Origin of the sequence: Micromonospora sp. NBRC 110037 (assembly GCF_001652995.1) — a bacterium.
GTDB classification, from domain to species: Bacteria; Actinomycetota; Actinomycetes; order Mycobacteriales; family Micromonosporaceae; genus Micromonospora; species Micromonospora chalcea.
On sequence record NZ_BBVA01000002.1, the window covers coordinates 789,324 to 805,825 of the forward strand.

Annotated in this window: 13 protein-coding genes; 10 read left to right on the forward strand and 3 right to left on the reverse strand. The window is 72.4% G+C overall.

What is annotated here, in order from left to right:
* Positions 1 to 23: 23 nt before the first annotated feature.
* The 3 genes from A4R25_RS02775 (at position 24) to A4R25_RS02785 (ending at position 2,053) form a co-directional block, all read left to right on the forward strand.
* Positions 24 to 683, forward strand: a complete 660-nt coding sequence (locus tag A4R25_RS02775; protein WP_064445482.1) for a DUF305 domain-containing protein — start codon at positions 24 to 26, stop codon at positions 681 to 683.
* A gap of 87 nt (positions 684 to 770) precedes the next feature.
* Positions 771 to 1,133: a BlaI/MecI/CopY family transcriptional regulator gene (locus A4R25_RS02780; protein ID WP_082930889.1), complete on the forward strand. Its 363-nt coding sequence runs from the start codon at positions 771 to 773 to the stop codon at positions 1,131 to 1,133.
* The gene (locus A4R25_RS02785) at positions 1,130 to 2,053 is read left to right on the forward strand and encodes a M56 family metallopeptidase (protein WP_064445484.1); all 924 of its coding nucleotides are present in this window, start codon (positions 1,130 to 1,132) and stop codon (positions 2,051 to 2,053) included. The genes A4R25_RS02780 and A4R25_RS02785 overlap by 4 nt, the downstream gene beginning before the upstream one ends.
* Positions 2,054 to 2,080: 27 nt before the next feature.
* On the opposite strand, the gene A4R25_RS02790 is transcribed toward A4R25_RS02785, so the two are convergent.
* From A4R25_RS02790 to A4R25_RS02800, 3 genes are all read right to left on the reverse strand, one after another.
* Positions 2,081 to 3,589 (reverse strand): CopD family protein, encoded by a 1,509-nt coding sequence (locus A4R25_RS02790; protein ID WP_373887998.1) that lies wholly within the window; start codon positions 3,587 to 3,589, stop codon positions 2,081 to 2,083.
* Positions 3,590 to 3,942: 353 nt separating this feature from the next.
* Positions 3,943 to 5,376 carry a class I adenylate-forming enzyme family protein gene (locus A4R25_RS02795; RefSeq protein WP_064445486.1) on the reverse strand — a complete coding sequence of 478 codons (1,434 nt, stop codon included), beginning with the start codon at positions 5,374 to 5,376 and terminating at the stop codon, positions 3,943 to 3,945.
* Entirely contained in the window at positions 5,366 to 6,910 is a 1,545-nt protein-coding gene (locus A4R25_RS02800; RefSeq protein ID WP_043322960.1) for an NAD(P)-binding domain-containing protein, read from the reverse strand. The genes A4R25_RS02795 and A4R25_RS02800 overlap by 11 nt, the downstream gene beginning before the upstream one ends.
* Positions 6,911 to 6,973: 63 nt before the next feature.
* Here A4R25_RS02800 and hutH point away from each other — a divergent pair, with 63 nt between their 5' ends.
* The 7 genes from hutH to A4R25_RS02835 are packed head-to-tail and all read left to right on the forward strand — an operon-like array spanning position 6,974 to position 15,713.
* The gene (gene hutH, locus A4R25_RS02805) at positions 6,974 to 8,461 is read left to right on the forward strand and encodes a histidine ammonia-lyase (RefSeq protein WP_064445487.1); all 1,488 of its coding nucleotides are present in this window, start codon (positions 6,974 to 6,976) and stop codon (positions 8,459 to 8,461) included.
* 11 nt (positions 8,462 to 8,472) lie between these two features.
* A complete protein-coding gene (locus A4R25_RS02810; protein ID WP_064445488.1) occupies positions 8,473 to 10,038 on the forward strand; it encodes an NAD(P)-binding domain-containing protein in 1,566 nt (521 codons plus the stop codon).
* A 1-nt stretch (position 10,039) separates the two neighbouring features.
* Positions 10,040 to 11,113 (forward strand): alpha-hydroxy acid oxidase, encoded by a 1,074-nt coding sequence (locus A4R25_RS02815; RefSeq protein WP_064445489.1) that lies wholly within the window; start codon positions 10,040 to 10,042, stop codon positions 11,111 to 11,113.
* On the forward strand, positions 11,110 to 12,444 hold the full coding sequence (locus tag A4R25_RS02820) for a cytochrome P450 (RefSeq protein ID WP_051611456.1): 1,335 nt from the start codon (positions 11,110 to 11,112) through the stop codon (positions 12,442 to 12,444). Before A4R25_RS02815 ends, A4R25_RS02820 begins: the two co-directional genes overlap by 4 nt.
* The gene (locus A4R25_RS02825; protein WP_064445490.1) at positions 12,441 to 13,709 is read left to right on the forward strand and encodes a cation:proton antiporter; all 1,269 of its coding nucleotides are present in this window, start codon (positions 12,441 to 12,443) and stop codon (positions 13,707 to 13,709) included. The genes A4R25_RS02820 and A4R25_RS02825 overlap by 4 nt, the downstream gene beginning before the upstream one ends.
* Positions 13,710 to 13,761: 52 nt before the next feature.
* A complete protein-coding gene (locus A4R25_RS02830) occupies positions 13,762 to 14,433 on the forward strand; it encodes a response regulator transcription factor (RefSeq protein ID WP_104112254.1) in 672 nt (223 codons plus the stop codon).
* Positions 14,433 to 15,713 (forward strand): HAMP domain-containing sensor histidine kinase, encoded by a 1,281-nt coding sequence (locus tag A4R25_RS02835; RefSeq protein ID WP_064445491.1) that lies wholly within the window; start codon positions 14,433 to 14,435, stop codon positions 15,711 to 15,713. Before A4R25_RS02830 ends, A4R25_RS02835 begins: the two co-directional genes overlap by 1 nt.
* The last annotated feature ends 789 nt before the right edge of the window (positions 15,714 to 16,502 follow it).

Here is a 16,502-nt window from a genome sequence, read left to right on the forward strand (position 1 = left end):
CTCACGACAAGGACCACGTACTGATGAAACCGACCATCCTGCGCCGCGCCGCCCTCGCGGGCGTCGCCCTGTCCGCCCTGCTCGGCACCGCCGCCTGCGGCGGCGCGGACGACACCGGCGGCATGACGCACGGCACCGGCAGCAGTTCCGCAGCGGGCGCCTCGCCCTCGGCCGACGCCACCGTCAACGACGCGGACGTGATGTTCGCCCAGATGATGATCCCGCACCACCAGCAGGCGGTGACGATGGCCGACCTGGCCCCGACGCGCGCGAACGACCCCGAACTGAAGGCCCTGGCTGCCAAGATCAAGGCGGCGCAGGATCCGGAGATCGCCACCATGAAGGGGTGGCTCACGGCCTGGGGCAAGCCCACGGACCTGCCCAGCGACCACAGCATGCCCGGCATGAGCGCCACGCCCGGGCACGGCATGCCGGGGATGGACTCGGGGATGCCCGGCATGATGTCCGAGCAGCAGATGAAGGACCTCGCCGCGGCGAATGGCGCTGCCTTCGACAAGATGTTCGCCGAGATGATGATCGCCCACCACAAGGGTGCCATCGACATGGCCAGGACCGAACAGGCCGACGGGAGCAACCCCGAGGCCAAGGCGCTGGCCGCCAGGATCGCCTCGGATCAGGCCGCCGAGGTGCAGACCCTGCAGAAGATCCTCGACCGCCTGTAGGCGACCGGGTGCGGCCGGCCCTGGCGTCGGGACCGGCCGCACCGCCACGACACCTGACGTACCCTGACCGGCACGAAGGGAGAGCGCGTGGCGGAACTGGGCCGACTCGAATCGGCAGTGATGGACGTCCTGTGGCGTGCGCCCGAGCCCGTGCTCGTGCGCGACGTCCTCGACGCGGTGACCACCGACCGGGTCCTGGCGTACACGACGGTTCTGACCGTGCTGGACAACCTGCACCGCAAGGGCTGGGCCGTACGGGAGAAGGACGGCAAGGCCTACCGCTACCGTGCCGCCGGTACCCGCGAGGAGATCATCGCGCGGACACTGCGCCGGGTCGTCGAGACGAGCACCCACCCCGACCTGGTGCTCCTGCACTTCGCCCGATCCGCCTCCGACCGCGAGCTGCACATCCTGCGGCAGGTCCTGGACGAGCGGGAGTCCGGGAAGTGAGCCTCGCGCTCGCCCTCGTCACCGGCGCGGCGATGGTCGCCTGGTGTGGCCCCGCCGCGTTGCGGCTGTGCTTCCGGCACGTCGCCGACCCCGTCGCGATGCTGCTCGGCTGGCTCGGCCTGATCGTCGCGGTGTTCGCCACCTTCGTCCTCGCCACCGTGATGCTCCTCGCGCCGGGCAGCACCCGGCAGTGGGCGCTGCACGATCTCGCCCGCATCTGCTGGCACTGGGCGCAACCCAGCCGGCCGCCCGCCGTCGACGAGATCGTCGGGGCGACCGGCGCGCTGCTCCTGCTGGCCGTGCTCGCCCGGTTCACGGCGACCTGCACCCGCCGGGCGCTGCGCGCCCGCCGTGCCCGCCGCGCCCACGCCGACCTGCTCACGCTCGCCAGCGACCCGTCGGAGCGCGGCGAGGCGGCGGTGCTGTGGATCCCCCATCCGACCCCGATGGCCTACAGCCTCGGCGGATCCGGCGGGCTGACGGTGCTGGCCAGCGCCGCCGGTGACCTGCCGGCCGAGCAGCTCGCCGCGGTGCTCAGCCATGAGCGGGCACACCTGCGGGAGCGTCACCACCTCCTGGTGGCCGCCGTGGAAGGGCTCGCCGCCGCCGTACCGTGGCTGCCTCTGACCCGCCAGGCGCCCGCGGCCGTGCGCCTGCTCGTCGAACTGCGCGCCGACGCCGCCGCCGTCCGCGAGTGCGGCCCGACCGCCGTCCGCGACGCGCTGCTGACCTTCGCCGGCGCGCCGCACCCGCCGTCCGCGCTGTCGATGGCCGGTGCCGATGTGGCCATCCGGCTGCAGCGCCTCCAGGGGCGCCGCCCGCACCGCCGTAACCTGCTCGCCCGTGCCGTGCTCGCCTCGACCACCCTGGCGGCCCCGCTGGGCGCCGGTGTGGTCACCGGCATCCTGTTCTGCCTGTAGACCCCGGGACCACCCGGGCGTCGCGGCCTACGTGCCGGTGTTGACCAGGATCGCGGTGGCCAGCAGGACAGCCACCATCAACACCGCCTCCGCCAGCACCGTGCGGCGCAGGCGACGCATCCCGTCCGGGGTGGGGTCGTCCAGCCGGGGCACCACCCGCCTGCTGTTGTAAAGCCCGACGACGGCCACGACCGCCACCAACGCGACCTTGACCAGGAGCACCCGTCCCCAACCGGTGCTCACCAGGTGACTGGGTCGATCCAGGATCGCCACTGTCAGTGCGACGCCTGCGACACCCGTCAACGCCACGGCGGCGCTGGCCGGAACGGAGAATCGCACCGCCATCTCGGCGGCGCCCGTCGGCACACCGAGACGCGCACGCCCGAACAGCAACGCCGCCAGGAGCAGAACCCCGCCGACCCACACCGCCGCGGCGAACGTGTGCGCGACGTCCGCCGCCACGACGATCATCCGCGGTCCCGCGGTGACGGTGTGCCCGTCGAACAGGAACGAACCGAGCAGCAGCGCCACTGTGACACCGAGGAGCACCGGCCGGGCCGCTCGCGCGCGTATCCGCTGCGCCTCGCCGCCGCTCACGTCACCGGCGGGCGGCACGACCAGGGGACGAGGGGCGGTCGGGATCGCGGCGACCGTCGCCACGGCGTGCCGCCCGACCGCGTGCCGGCCCCGGATCAGCGCCGCCTCCAGGGAACCGGCCACGAGTAACCCGGCCGCACCGGCGAACCGCAGGCCCAGCCCGGCGGCCACCGGCGTACGGCCGAGCGCGGTCAGCGCCGGTACGCTGACCGCCGAGGTGAGACCGCCCCCGCCGAACACGGCCGCCAGGGCCGCCAGTTCGAGCACCACACCGGCCGCCACAGTCAGCCCGGCGACGCGTACCCAGACCTGGACCAGCCGGATGTCGCTGCGCGTACCCACCAGTGTGGTCAGCGCGAAGACCAGACCACCCACACCGAGCAGGATCGCCCCGTAGGACAGCCACCGCCCCGCCGTGCCGACGAACCGCACCGAACCCTGGTCGGCGTCAGCCGTGTGACCCACCGCGTGCCCAGCGGAATGGGCCGGTGGGGACGCCGACGGAACGGCCGGTCCACCGTGACCGGTGTGCCCGTGCGAACCGGCCGTGGGCCGGGGGGTGGCCGTCGCGCCCGGTGGCGCGTCGGCCGGGACCACGGTGAACGTGACATCGCCGGTCAGGGGATGGGCGTCCGGGGCGGCCACGCTCCAGCGCAGCGTGAACTCCCCGTCGGTCAACGCGGCGGAGGGGTGGACCAGCCAGGTACGGCCCCCGTCGGGGGTGTGAGTGGTCACCGGAACGGCCGCACCCTCGCGGGAGAGCCGGAAGCCGGCCGCGGTGGGCGTGCCGGGGGCGCTGAACGTCAGCCGGATCTCCGCGACCGCGGCGTCCACGCGCGTGCCGTCCGCCGGTACGACCTTGAGCAGCTTGAAGTGCGCGGCGGCGGGCGACGCGAACCCGAGCACCACGAACACGGCGGGACAGCACGCCAGCCACACCAGCAGCACCCACCGTGCCGCGCCGCGCGCCGGTGACCGATGACGCCCCGGGAAAGGCACCGCTGATCCCTTCGTCGAGGAGGCGTGGAGCCGGCGCCCATCGCTCCGACCTGATGCGGTCGCCATCCTAAGGGAACTACTAGCAGTTGGTAGTAGAGAGCTGGCCTGGTCAACGGAGCAGTGCGTCTTCGTGGCGTCGGCGATCCGCGAGGCCGACCGGGTGCGCTACACCGCCTACCGCGTCACCTAGGTGGTTTGCGTTCCGGGCCTCAGGCCTGCGCTCCCGCGTAGATCCACGGCACGATCAGCGCGTACCCGAGCAGGAGCGCGCCGACGGTGACGACCGGTGAAGGTCATGTGGGTGCCGGGTACGCCAGGGCGCGCTTGTCCGGCTTGCCGCTCGCCGCCACCGGAACCCGCTCGATGGCCTGGATCGTCTTCGGTGCCGACGAGTCGCCCAGCGCCTCCGTCACCACGGCACGCAGCCGCCCGGCATCGATGTCGTGACCGGCGGCCGGCACCACGTACGCGTGCACCGCCTCCCCGGTGACGTCGTCGGGACGGCCGACGACGTACGCCTCGGCGACCGTGGGATCGGCGGCGAGGACCCGCTCGATCGGGCCCGCGTACACCAGGTTGGCGTGCACGATGATGACGTCCCGGATCCGGCCGAGCAGGTGCAGGTAGCCGTCGCCGTCCAGCCGGGCCAGGTCGCGGGTGCGCACCCAGCCGTCGACGAACACGTCGGCGGTCTCGTCCGGGTCGTCCCAGTAGGCGGTGGCCTGCGCCGGTGTCCGCACGAACAGTTCCCCCTCGGTGGCGGGCCGGCCGTCGGCGTCCCGGATGGACAGCGCGGTCACCGCCGGTGGGCGGCCGACCGAGGCGAGCGCGGCCGGGGACGCCAGCATCTCGGCCGGCGTCACCATCGTGATCATGCCGGTCTCGGTCTGGCCGTAGCCGTGGAAGACGACGGGGCCGAGCACGTCGAGCGCCTCGGCCAGCCGGCCCGGTGGGAGTGGGGAGCCGGACACCAGCAGGGCCCGCAGGCTGCTCAGGTCGACCGGATCGGCGCGCTGGTCGCGCACGAGCTGGTACAGCTTGCCCACGGTGATGACGCTGGCGGTCGCCCGGTGCCGGGCGATCATGCCGGGGAAGCCCGGGGGCCGGGCCGCGACGAGGGTGCCGCCCGCAGCCAGGGTGAGGATGCCGTACTCCAGCATCACCTGGCTGCTCAGCGAGCCGAAGACCAGGTAACGCTGGAGCCGGGTGGCGAGGTCGGCGATCGCCGGGGGCCACCGGTCCGGGTACGGGGCCCAGGCCGCGCTCATCGCCGCGTACGTCTGCGCGCAGCCCTTCGGGCTGCCGGTGCTGCCGCTGGTCCAGACGATCCGGGCGACGTCGTCCGGGCGACCGGCGGCGATCAGCGGCCTTCCGTCGTCGGGGGTGCCCGCCAACTCGGCGACCCGGGCGTCGTCGACCAGCAGCGTGTTCTCGCCGAGTTGCCAGGCGCGGTGGGCCGGTGTCAGGTCGGGGCGGATTCCGGATACCCGGGCGCCGACCGCGAACGCCGCGATGATCGCCGCGAACGCCTCCGCGGTGACGCCGAGCCGCAGGGCCACCCCGACGCCGGGGCCGGCCCCCGCGGCCCGGAGCCCGGCGGCGATGCGCCGGACCAGCCGGTACATCTGGGCCGTGGTCACGGTCTGGTCGCCGTCCTCGAAGACCGGCCGGTTGTCACCGGTGGCGAGCAGGTCCAGCACGGGCTGCGGCCAGACCTCAGCCGGCATCGGAGAGCACGCCCTTGACGAAGAGCACGAGCGGCTGGTGGTGCACGTCCGGCAGATTCCAGTGGTTCTCCAGGTTCTCCGCGAGGTGGTGCGTCGCGACGACCCGGCCGCCGCGATGGACCCGGACGACCGGGTGCAGGTAGCTGGCGTCGTGCGCGTGCGCGGCGTCGTTCTCGGCGATCCGGGGCACCGTGACGTCGAACGGGTCGACCTGGTCGTGGTCCGGCCCGTACTCCAGGGTGACCACGAACGCGAACGGCTCCGGGCCCAGGCCGCCGTCGTGCACGTACGCGACGGGCACCTCCTCGTGGTAGCGCGCGGTGTCGCCGTCGACGACGACGACGTCGCCGAGGACCGCGAACTGCTGCCACAGCGCGGAGGTGCGGTTGATCCGGGCGATGACCGCGTCGGCGATCGCCTCCGGGGTGGGTTCCAGCGGCGTGGCCGGCCACGGGGTGTCGTGGTGGCGGGCGCCGAGGATGCGGTGCAGGGCCCGCACGCCGTACCGGAAGCCGTGGATGAACCCGTTCGTCGAGCGCTTGAAGTCGCGCTGCTGGGTGAGGGTGCCGGCGAAGTAGAGGCCGGGCACGTTCACCGACTCGTACGCCGGGGTCTGCTCCGGGAAGCGGTCGTTGATGACCAGCCGCGGCCGGGCGGACGGGTCGAAGATGCTCGCGTCGAACCGGAATCCGGTGCAGAGGATGACCCGGTCGTAGTCGATCTGCCGGATCGCCTCGACCGTGCGGGCGTACCGGAAGTCGATCCGGTAGCCGCCGTCGTCGCGCCGGGCGATCCGCTCGACGACGCCGTCGAGGACCGCGTTCTGCGACTTGAGCTGGTACGTGTCGAGGAAGTTGTTGTTCACCGCTCGCAGGTGCCCGACGTAGTGCGACTGCCACGCCAGCTTGATCGAGTGCGGGCCGGCGACGTGGATGACAGCGGCCGTCTCGACCAGGGCGTCAGCGGTCTCGAAGGCCGAGTTGCCCTTGCCGATGATGAGGACGCGCTGGTTCGTGAAGTCGTCCGGGTCGACGCTGACCGTGTCGTACCGCTCGGCGAGCGCGGCGCCCTCGATCGGCGGGACGTACAGCTGGGACACGCCGGTGGCGACGACCACCCGGCGGGCGGTGAGGGTGTCGTCGCCGGTGTCGACGGTGAACAGGTCGCCGTCGCGCGCGATCCGGGTGACCCGGGTGTCGTATCTGACCCGGAGGCCGCGTGCGAAGTCGGCGAGGTAGCGCACCAGGTCGGCCGCGTCCGGGAAGTACCGGCGGCTGTAGTTCTTGAACAGCAGCGCCGGATCGTCGGTGAGCAGCGAGTTCCAGTCCGCGCGCAGGTTGAACTCCGGATCGTCGGACCCGGTCCAGACCTTGTTGATCGAGATGAGTTGCCGGTGCCGGGGGTAGGTGGTGAAGAACGTGCCCGGCGCCGGGCCGGCCTCCAGGACCAGGTAGTCGCGGCCGTCGCGCTCCAGCAGGTGAGCGAGCTGCAACCCGGCCGGTCCGGCTCCGATGATCAGATAGTCGACCGTCATGCGCCGCAACGTAGCGACTCGATCTCAGAGCGTTCTGAGAATTCGTCTCTAGGGTGCGATCGCATGACGACAGAGGTGGACCTCGATGTCCCACTGCGGATCGCCGACCTCCGTGCCGCCCGTGACCCGGTCAAGGTCGTTGTCGGAGCACAGGCCAGGGAGCGCGTCACGGCCGCCCGTACCTTCCTGTCCGCGGTGCTCGGCGACGACCGTGCGGTGTACGGCGCGACCACCGGCTTCGGCGCTCTCGTCGGGTACGCGGGCCGCGCCGACCTGCGCGACCAGGCCGACAACACGCTCGCCCACCTCGGCGCGGGGCAGGGCCCGGAACTCGACCCGGAGGTGGTCCGCGCGACTCTGCTGCTGCGGGCGGCGTCGCTGGCCCGGGGCGCGTCGGGGGTCTCGCCGCACGTCATCGACGCGCTCGCGGCGATGCTCGCGACCACGTTCGTCCCCGTGGTGCCCCGGCTGGGTTCGGTCGGCGCCAGCGGTGACCTGATCCCGCTGGGCGCCGCCGCCCAGGCGTTACGGGGCCGTGGGCACGCCTACCTGGACGGGGTACGGCTACCGGCGGCCGAGGCGCTGCAGCGGGCCGGCCTGGAACCGCTGCCGCTGGACGGGCGGGACGCGCTCGCCCTGGTCAACGGCACGTCGCTGACCACCGCGGCGACGGCGCTGGCGCTGGACGCGGCCCGCTGCGCGCACCGGGCGGTCCAGGTGCTCACCTGCCTGCTCGCCGATCTGCTGGGCAGCGACACGCAGTTCCTCGACGCCCGGCTGCTGGCCGCGTACGGCCATCCGGGCGCGGTCGACGTGGGCGCGCGGATGCGGCGGGTCGGCGCCGGGATCGTCGCGTCCGGGGCGCGCCCGTTGCAGGAGCCGTACAGCATCAGGTGCGCGCCGCAACTGCTCGGCGCGGCCGAGGACGCGCTGCGCTACGTCGACGCCGTCGTCGGGGCCGACCTCGCGAGCGTGACCGACAACCCGCTGTTCTTTCCCGACGAGGACCTCGTCGTGCACGGCGGCAACTTCTTCGGGCAGCCGGCCGCGTTCGCCGCCGACGTGCTGTCGATGGTCGTGGCGCAGGTCGGCAACCTCGCCGAACGGCAACTGGATCTGCTCGTCGACCCGAACCGCAACGGCGGCCTGCCGCCGATGCTGGCCGCCGGCCCGGGACAGCAGCACGGGCTGCAGGGCGTGCAACTGGCGGCGACCGCCCTGATCACCGAGATTCGCCGGGACACCATGCCCGCGAGCATGCAGAGCGTGCCGACCAACCTGCACAACCAGGACGTCGTCCCGCTCGGCACCCAGGCCGCGCTGCGGGCGCTGGACCAGACCCGGCTGCTGCACCTGATCGTCGGATCGCTCGCGGTGGGACTGCGCCAGGCGGCGTACGTCGGCGCGCGTGCGCCGACCGCGCCCGGCTGTGCCGAGGCGCTGGCCGCGGTGGCCGCTGTCGTACCGCCGATCGACCCGGACCGGCCGCTGGACGCCGACGTGCGGCGCGCCGCCGATGTGATCGCCGATTTCTCCGTTTCCTTCTCCTGAGGTGGACGCACATGACGCTTGACTACCTGATCGTCGGAGCCGGACCGGCCGGCCTGCAGCTCGCGGCCCTGCTGGAGGCCGACGGCAAGCGCGACTATCTGGTCCTGGAACAGGCGGGGATACCGGGGGCGTTCTTCGCCACCTTCCCCCGCCACCGGCAACTGATCTCCATCAACAAGCCGCACACCGGCTCCGACGATCCGGAGCTGAACCTGCGGCTGGACTGGAACTCGCTGCTCAGCGACGACCCGGCGCTGCGGTTCACCGGCTACACCGAGCGGTACTTCCCCGACGCCGACGTGATGGTCCGCTACCTGGCCGACTTCGCCGCGAAGACGGGGGCGCGTGTCCGGTACGGCTGCCGCGTGACGTCGGTCGGCAAGGTCGACGGGGTGTTCGAGGTCCGGGCGGGGGAGGAGGTGTTCCGGGCGCGACGGCTCGTCGTCGCCACCGGCGTCTCGCAGCCGTACCGGCCGGAGATCCCGGGCCTGGAACTCGCCGAGCAGTACGCGGAGATGTCCGTCGACCCGCGCGACTACCTGGACCAGAAGGTGCTGATCATCGGCAAGGGGAACTCCGCGTTCGAGACCGCGGACAACCTGATGGAGACCACCACGCTGATCCACGTGGCCGGGCCGAGTTCGATCCGGATGGCCTGGCGCACGCACTACGTGGGACACCTGCGCGCGGTGAACAACAACTTCCTGGACACCTACCAGCTGAAGTCGGCGAACGCGATCCTCGACGGCGACGTCAAGCGCATCGAGCGCGACGGCGACGGCTTCACTGTGACGTTCTCGTTCTCCCGCGCCGACGAGGTGGTCAAGGAGCTGCGGTACGACCGGGTGCTCGCCTGCACCGGGTTCGCCTTCGACGCGTCCATCTTCGACGACACCTGCCGTCCGCAACTCGCCATCCGGGACCGCTTTCCGGCGCAGACCCCGGAGTGGGAGTCGGTGAACGTGCCCGGCCTCTACTTCGCCGGCACGATCAGCCAGGAGCGGGACTTCAAACGCTCGACGAGCGGCTTCATCCACGGTTTCCGGTACGCCGTTCGGGCGCTGCACCGGATCCTGGAACGACGGTACGGGGACACGCCGTGGCCGGCGGAGAAGCTGGACGCCACCGGAGAGCTGATCGCCGACGCCGTCGTCGCGCGGGTCAACCGCACCTCCGCGCTGTGGCAGCAGTTCGGTTTCCTCGCCGACGTGGTCACCGTCGCCGGGTCCGACGCGCGCTACCACGAGGAGGTGCCCGTCGAGTACTTCACCGGCACCGGCCTGCGTACCCCCGACCACGACTACGAGCACGCCTTCGTGGTCACCCTGGAGTACGGTCCCGAGCACGACCAGGTGGACCCGTTCGACGTCACCGTCAACCGGGTCGCCCAGGACGTCGCCGGCCAGGCCCACGACGCCGCCTACCTGCATCCGGTCGTCCGCCATCACCGGGCGGGCCGGCTCGTCGCCACCCACCACCTGGCGGAGAACCTGGAGAACCGGTGGGACCGCCCGGAGACCCACGTCGCGCCGCTCGTCGCGTTCGTCGACAGCTGCCTGAGCAGTGCCGAGAGCTGAGATGCGCCCGCTCGACGCGGCGCTGGACGGTCCGGCGCTGAACCTGGCCGAGCTGGCCGCCGACGCGCGGGGCCGCCTGGACCCGGTGCACTGGGACTTCTTCTCCGGCGGAGCCGGCGAGGAACGTACGGTGCGCGCCAACGAGGCGGCCTTCGCCCGGCGCTACCTGGTGCCCCGCGTCCTGCGCGGCGCCGCCCGGCGCGACCTGCGGGTCTCCCTGTTCGGCAGCCGGATCTCGATGCCGGTGCTGATCGCGCCGACCGCGTTCCACCGGCTGGCCCACCCCGAGGGCGAGGTGGCCACCGCCCGCGCCGCCACCGAGGCGGGCACGATCATGGTGGTCAGCATGGCGGCCACCCGCCCGGTCGAGGAGATCGCCGCCGCGGGCGGGCCGCTCTGGTTCCAGCTGTACCCGCAGCCGGACCTCGACTTCACCGCATCGGTGGTACGGCGGGCGGAGGCGGCCGGGTGCAGCGCTCTGGTCGTCACCGTCGACTCGCCCGTGTTCGGCCGGCGCGAACGCGACCTGCGGCACGGCTTCGTCGACCTGCCGGCCGGGCTGAGCTGCGAGAACATGCGCGACGCGACCGGCCGGGTGCGGGACATCGAGATGGACGCCGGGCTGGACTGGGCCCGGATCGCCCGGCTGCGCGAGATCACCGCGCTGCCGATCCTGCTGAAGGGGGTGCTGCATCCGGCGGACGCGGCGCTGGCCGTCTCGTACGGTCTCGACGGTCTGCTGGTCTCCAACCACGGGGGCCGGCAGCTCGACGGCGCGCTGGCCACCCTGGACGCGCTGCCCGCGGTGGTCGAGGCCGTCGGCGGGCGGCTGCCGGTGCTGCTCGACGGCGGTGTCCGCCGGGGCGCCGACGTCCTGGTGGCGCTGGCGCTCGGCGCGAGCGCGGTGCTGGTCGGCCGCCCGGTGCTGTGGGGGCTCGCGGTGGGCGGCGCCGCCGGGGTACGCCACGTGCTCGACCTGCTCCACGCCGACCTCGACCGGACGCTGACGCTGGCCGGCGTCACCGGGCCGGCCGACCTGCGCGACGACCTGGTCGCCACGGTGGCGTGCGGATGAGCGCCCTGATCGTCCTGCTGGTCCTGGCCGGGATCGGGTGGACCGTGCCGTACTGGCTGCCCCGCACCGTGGTCCGGCTGCGGGAGTGGGTGTTCGTCAGAGTCAACGGTGTCGAAGGCGTTCCGGTGCCGGGCCCCGTCGTCGGCATGGAGCACTTCGAGCGGGTGTACGCCGATCCTGCGGCGGACGGACGCAGCCGCGGGGCCGGGCTGTCGGACCTGTTCTGGTACTGGCTGGCGCCCGGACCGCACATGCACCAGGAACATCTGGAGCCGGGGGAGCGCTACCGCACCGTCGCCGCCACGACCCGGCGGGTGCTCGCGGTACGCCGCGAGCGCTGCGACGCTCTCGCCACCGCCGCCACCCGGCGGGTGCTCGACCGGTTGCCGGCCGACCGGACCAGCCACGTCCGGCTGCGTGACCTGATGATGCCGGTCTGGGCCGAGGTCTACTACGAGCTCGTCTTCGGCGAGGCGTGCCCGCCGCACGCGCGGGCGCTGATCGTCGCCAACGCCGACGACGTGGTCAGCGGGCTGAAGTGCACCGGACTGCGGCACATGCGCCGGCGCGAGCGGCTGACCGGGTATCTGCGCGACCGGATCGAGGCGGGCACCTGCCCGGTGACGCTGCCGCCGCCGTTCACCGCCCAGGAGACGGCCTGGTATCTCCAGGGCGCGTTCTTCAACACCGCCGTGGTGCAGATGTCCGAGGCGATGGCGCACGTGCTGCTCGCCCTCGCCACGCACCCCGACGTGCAGCGCGGGCTGGACGGTGACGACGCGCTGGACCGGGTGATCGACGAGACGCTGCGGGTGCACCCGCTCTTCGGCGTCGCGCACCGGATCACCTCGGCGCCGATCACGCTGCCCACCGGCGTGTCGCTGCCGGCCGGAACGGTGCTGCTCTTCAACTACCTGGCGTTCCACCGCGGTGGGGCTGCCGGTGACGACCGGTTCGACCCGGACCGGTGGCTGACGCTCAAGCGCGGCGACGCGCACTTCATCCCGTACGGGGTCACCGCGAACCGCGCCTGCCCGGCCCGCGGCGTCGCGCCGGTGATGATGCGCGCCGCGACCCGCGAGGTGCTGCGCCGCTACGTGCTGACCTCCTCCGTCTCACACACCCGGTCGCTGCCCAGCCGGGGCCCGGCGTATCTGACACCGGTCGGGAGCCCCCCGCCGGGGCGGCTGCGGCTGGCCGCGATGCGGTCGCGGGACCGGTGGGCCGACGTGGGCCGCAGTATCCGGCAACTGGTGTTCGGCACCTGGATGGTGGTCGACGCCCGCCGGCAGCGGTTGTGCACCGACTACTTCGAGAGGGCTGTCCGATGACACCAACGGAGCTGGCGCCACGGTTCTTCATCGCGGTCACGGTGATCCTGATCTTCTGCAAAGGGGTCGCGTGGCTGCTCGGCAAGGCGGGCCAGCCCGCCGTGGTCAGCGAGATGCTCGCCGGCGTACTGCTCGGCCCGTCGCTGCTCGGGCTCCTCCTGCCGGACGTGCAGAACGCCCTGTTCCCGGCCCCCCTGCTCCCGGTCCTCTACATCGTGGGTCAGGTCGGCCTGGTGCTGTTCATGTTCCAGGCCGGGTACGCGTTCAGCAGCCATCGGGTCACCGGGCTCGCCGGCACCGCCGGCGTGATCTCGCTGGCCGGAGTCACCGCGCCGCTGCTGCTGGGGGCGCTGCTGGTGCTGGTGACGGCGGGCGTTGTGCCGATCCAGGCCGACGGGACGTCACTCGGGGTCTCGGCCGCGTTCGTCGGCGTCGCCCTGGCCATCACCGCGTTCCCGATGCTGGCCCGGATCATCACCGAGAAAGGGCACGCCGGCACCCGGCACGGCACGCTCGCCCTGGCCAGCGGCGCGATCGACGACGTGGTCGCCTGGATCATGCTGGCCGCCGTGCTGGCGGTCGCGTCCGGCCGGGCCGGTCCGGCGATCGTCACCGCGGGCGGAGCGGTCCTGTTCGGGCTGGTGCTCTGGTTCGGCGGGCGTACGGCCGCCGCCACGCTGATGACCCACCGGGCCCTCAACGACCGCGCCCGGCTGCTCGGCACCGTCGCCCTGCTGTTCCTGGTCGCCTGGTACACCGACGAGATCGGGCTGTACGCGGTCTTCGGCGCGTTCGCGGTCGGCGTGGTGATGCCGCGCACCGACAACACCGACAAGGTGGTGGACACGCTCACACCGGTCGCCGCGACGCTCTTCCTGCCGTTGTTCTTCACCTACTCGGGCCTGCGTACGGAGTTCGGCCTGCTCGCCTCGCCGCCGGTGCTGTTGTTCGCGCTGGCCTGCGTGACGGCGGCGATCGCCGGCAAGTTCGGCGCCTGCTGGGCGGCGGCCCGGCTGCGGGGTGAGCCGTCGAGCGTCGCGATGCGGGTCGGCGCGCTGATGAACGCCCGTGGCCTGATGCAGCTCATCGCGCTGAACGTCGGGCTGGAGGCGGGCATCGTGAGCCCCGCCCTGTTCACCGTGCTGGTGCTGGTCGCGCTTGTCACCACGCTGATGACGACGCCGGCGCTGAGCTGGATCGAGCGCCGGGAGGCGCGGCAGCCTGACGGCGTACGGACGCCCGCGCTGGCGGTTTCAGATAGTTGAAGAGGCAAGTACTGACGCTTCCATCGTCAACCATCTATGAGATCGTTAACATATGCGGGGCGGAACATCGAACCGGCTGTTGCTGGTCGAGGACGACGCGGATCTGACCGAGATGCTCACCGAGACGCTCGGCCACGAAGGTTACCTGGTCGACCAGGCCTTCGACGGCCAGCGCGGGCTGCATCTCGGGCTGACCCGTCCGTACGACGTGATGGTCATCGACCGGATGCTGCCGGCGCTCGACGGCCTCGACCTGGTCACCCGCCTGCGCGCCCGGGCGGTCCCGGCCCGGACCCTGATGCTCACCGCCCTCGGCACCGTCGACGACCGGATCGCCGGGCTGGACGCGGGCGCCGACGACTACCTGGTCAAACCGTTCGACCTCGACGAACTGAGCGCCCGGGTCCGGGCGCTGTGCCGGCGCCGGCCCGAGCCGACCGACGTGCTGCGCATCGGCGCCGGGCGACTCGACCTGGGACCGCGCGAGGCGGTGCTGCCCGACGGCACCCGGGTGGCGCTGTCCACCCGCGAGTTCGAGCTGCTGCGGGTGCTGGCGGCCCGGCCGAACGCCGTCCATCCGCGAGCCGTGCTGCGCCGCAAGGTCTTCGAGGAGGCCGCCGGCGCGTCGATAGTGGACACGTACGTCTACTACCTGCGGCGCAAGCTCGGCCGCGCGGTGGTACGCACCGTGCACGGTCTCGGCTACCGCCTCGGGACCCTCTGATGGAGGCGGTCGAGAAGGCGATCGTCAGACGGGCCCGGCTACGGATCGGCCTGCTCGTCGGCCTCACCATCGGCGGCCTGCTCCTGCTGGCCGGCGGCATCTCCTACGCGGTCCTGGTCCGCGGCCAGGAGGCGCAGATCCAGCGTGAGCTGGCGTGGGGCACGGAACACGGGACGATCGCCGGGCCGCCCGCATGCAGTTGGATCTTCCGGTACGACGGCGCCACCGTGCGCACCGGCGCGAACCCGCCGCCACCGGGCTTCCCGTTGCACGACACGCTGGCCACCGTGGCGGCGAACCGGACCACCGAGATCACCACCGTCGCGCGTAACGGCACCACGTACCACGTACGCACCGAGGCGCGCGGCGACACCGTCGTCCAGGCGGTGTTCGACGCCCGCTTCCAGCTCTCCGACCGCCGGCACCTCCTGCTCGCGTTCAGCCTCGCGGCGGCGGCCGGGCTGCTCGCCGCCGTGCTCACCGGTGTGCTCGTCGGCCGCCGTGCCGTCGCGCCGCTCGCGGAGGCGCTGACCCGGCAGCGCCGCTTCGTCGCGGACGCCAGCCACGAGCTGAGGACGCCGATCGCCCAGGTGCACACCCGGGCCCAGCTGATCGCGCGCCGGGCACGCAACGACGGCGCCGCCACGAACCTGGACGACCTGGAACGGCTGATCGGCACCACGCGCCGGCTCGGCGAGATCGTCGACGACCTGCTGCTCTCCGCCCGGCTCGCCGCCGCGCCCGCCGACCGGGAGCCGGACCCGCCGGTCGACCTCACCGCGCTGATCGGTACGACAGTCGCCGCCGAAGGCGACCGGGCAGCCGAGCGCCAGGTCACGCTCGTCCTGGACGTCCCGGGTGACCCGCTGCCGGTGCCGGGCGTCGAGTCGGCCCTGCGCCGGGTCGTCGGCGAACTGCTGGCGAACGCGCTCGCCCACACCCCCGCGGGAGGCCGGATCACCGTGACGCTGCGGGCGGTGGACAACGCCGCGGAGTTCGTGATCGCCGACACCGGCAAGGGCTTCGACCAGGCGGACGCCCGGCGGATCTTCGACCGGTTCCACAGGGGCACGGGCGCCGGAGACCGCCGCTTCGGCCTGGGGCTGTCCCTGCTCCAGGAGGTCGTCACGAGCCACCACGGCACAATCGAGGCCGAGGGTCAACCGGGCCGGGGAGCCCGCTTCACCGTACGTCTTCCGATGCGACGATCGCCGAGCGCCGCAGGCCGGGCAGCGCGGATCAGGAACCTTCGGATGTGGCAGCTCGGCGCCGGTACGTGATCGCCGGAAGTGGAGCGCGTCCTGTCCTGCCGGGCCCGCCAGCCGTCCCGGTGCACAGTAGCGAGCGGTATCTCCACCGACGCGTACCCGTACCGGGTGCTCGGAGGTGCGCTGTTCCCTCGTAGTTTGAGACGTGGTCGAAGCCGGTAGTTATGCGCGCAGCCAGCCACCCCACCGGCCGTCGTCTTTGAGGCGCTCACCCAGCCCGACCGCGGCCCGGCGCGTCCGTGGCTACCCGAGGACGGGCAGCCGCCTCAGATCCTGCCGCCTGTCATCCGGGTGTGGCCGTCTGGTCGTCGCTGTGGGCCAGGCGACCGGATGCGTAGGTGCGTTTCGGGCTGGTGTCCGAGGGTGGGGAAGGCACCTATCTGCGCTGAACACTGCTCGTCGTCGAGCCCCATACCCGACCCGTCGCTCTTGGGACGCCTACGAAGCGCCTCAACCAACTGGTCAACTCGAATTGACCTCGTCGCGCTGACGCCAGTGCTTGGAGTCTTAGCTCGGGTCAGATCTGTCGCAATCTCTTCTCCACCAAGTACCGCAGATGGCAGGAGGACCTGCTCGGCACCCTACGGCCGAGTCGCTGGTCCACCGTTCGGGTGATCGAGCTTCGGTTGATGAGGACTGTCTAGTGTGGTCGATCATCTGTATCTGCATGGTTGCGGGGCCTATTGGCTGCGAACCACGCAGGCGATAGAGTCACGCCCGCGAAGCTTTCGATCAGAAGCGGCGCACTTGCTTGCCTGCGCGGCGAGCTGCGAGTAACAGAAGGGCGACGATGAGTGCGAG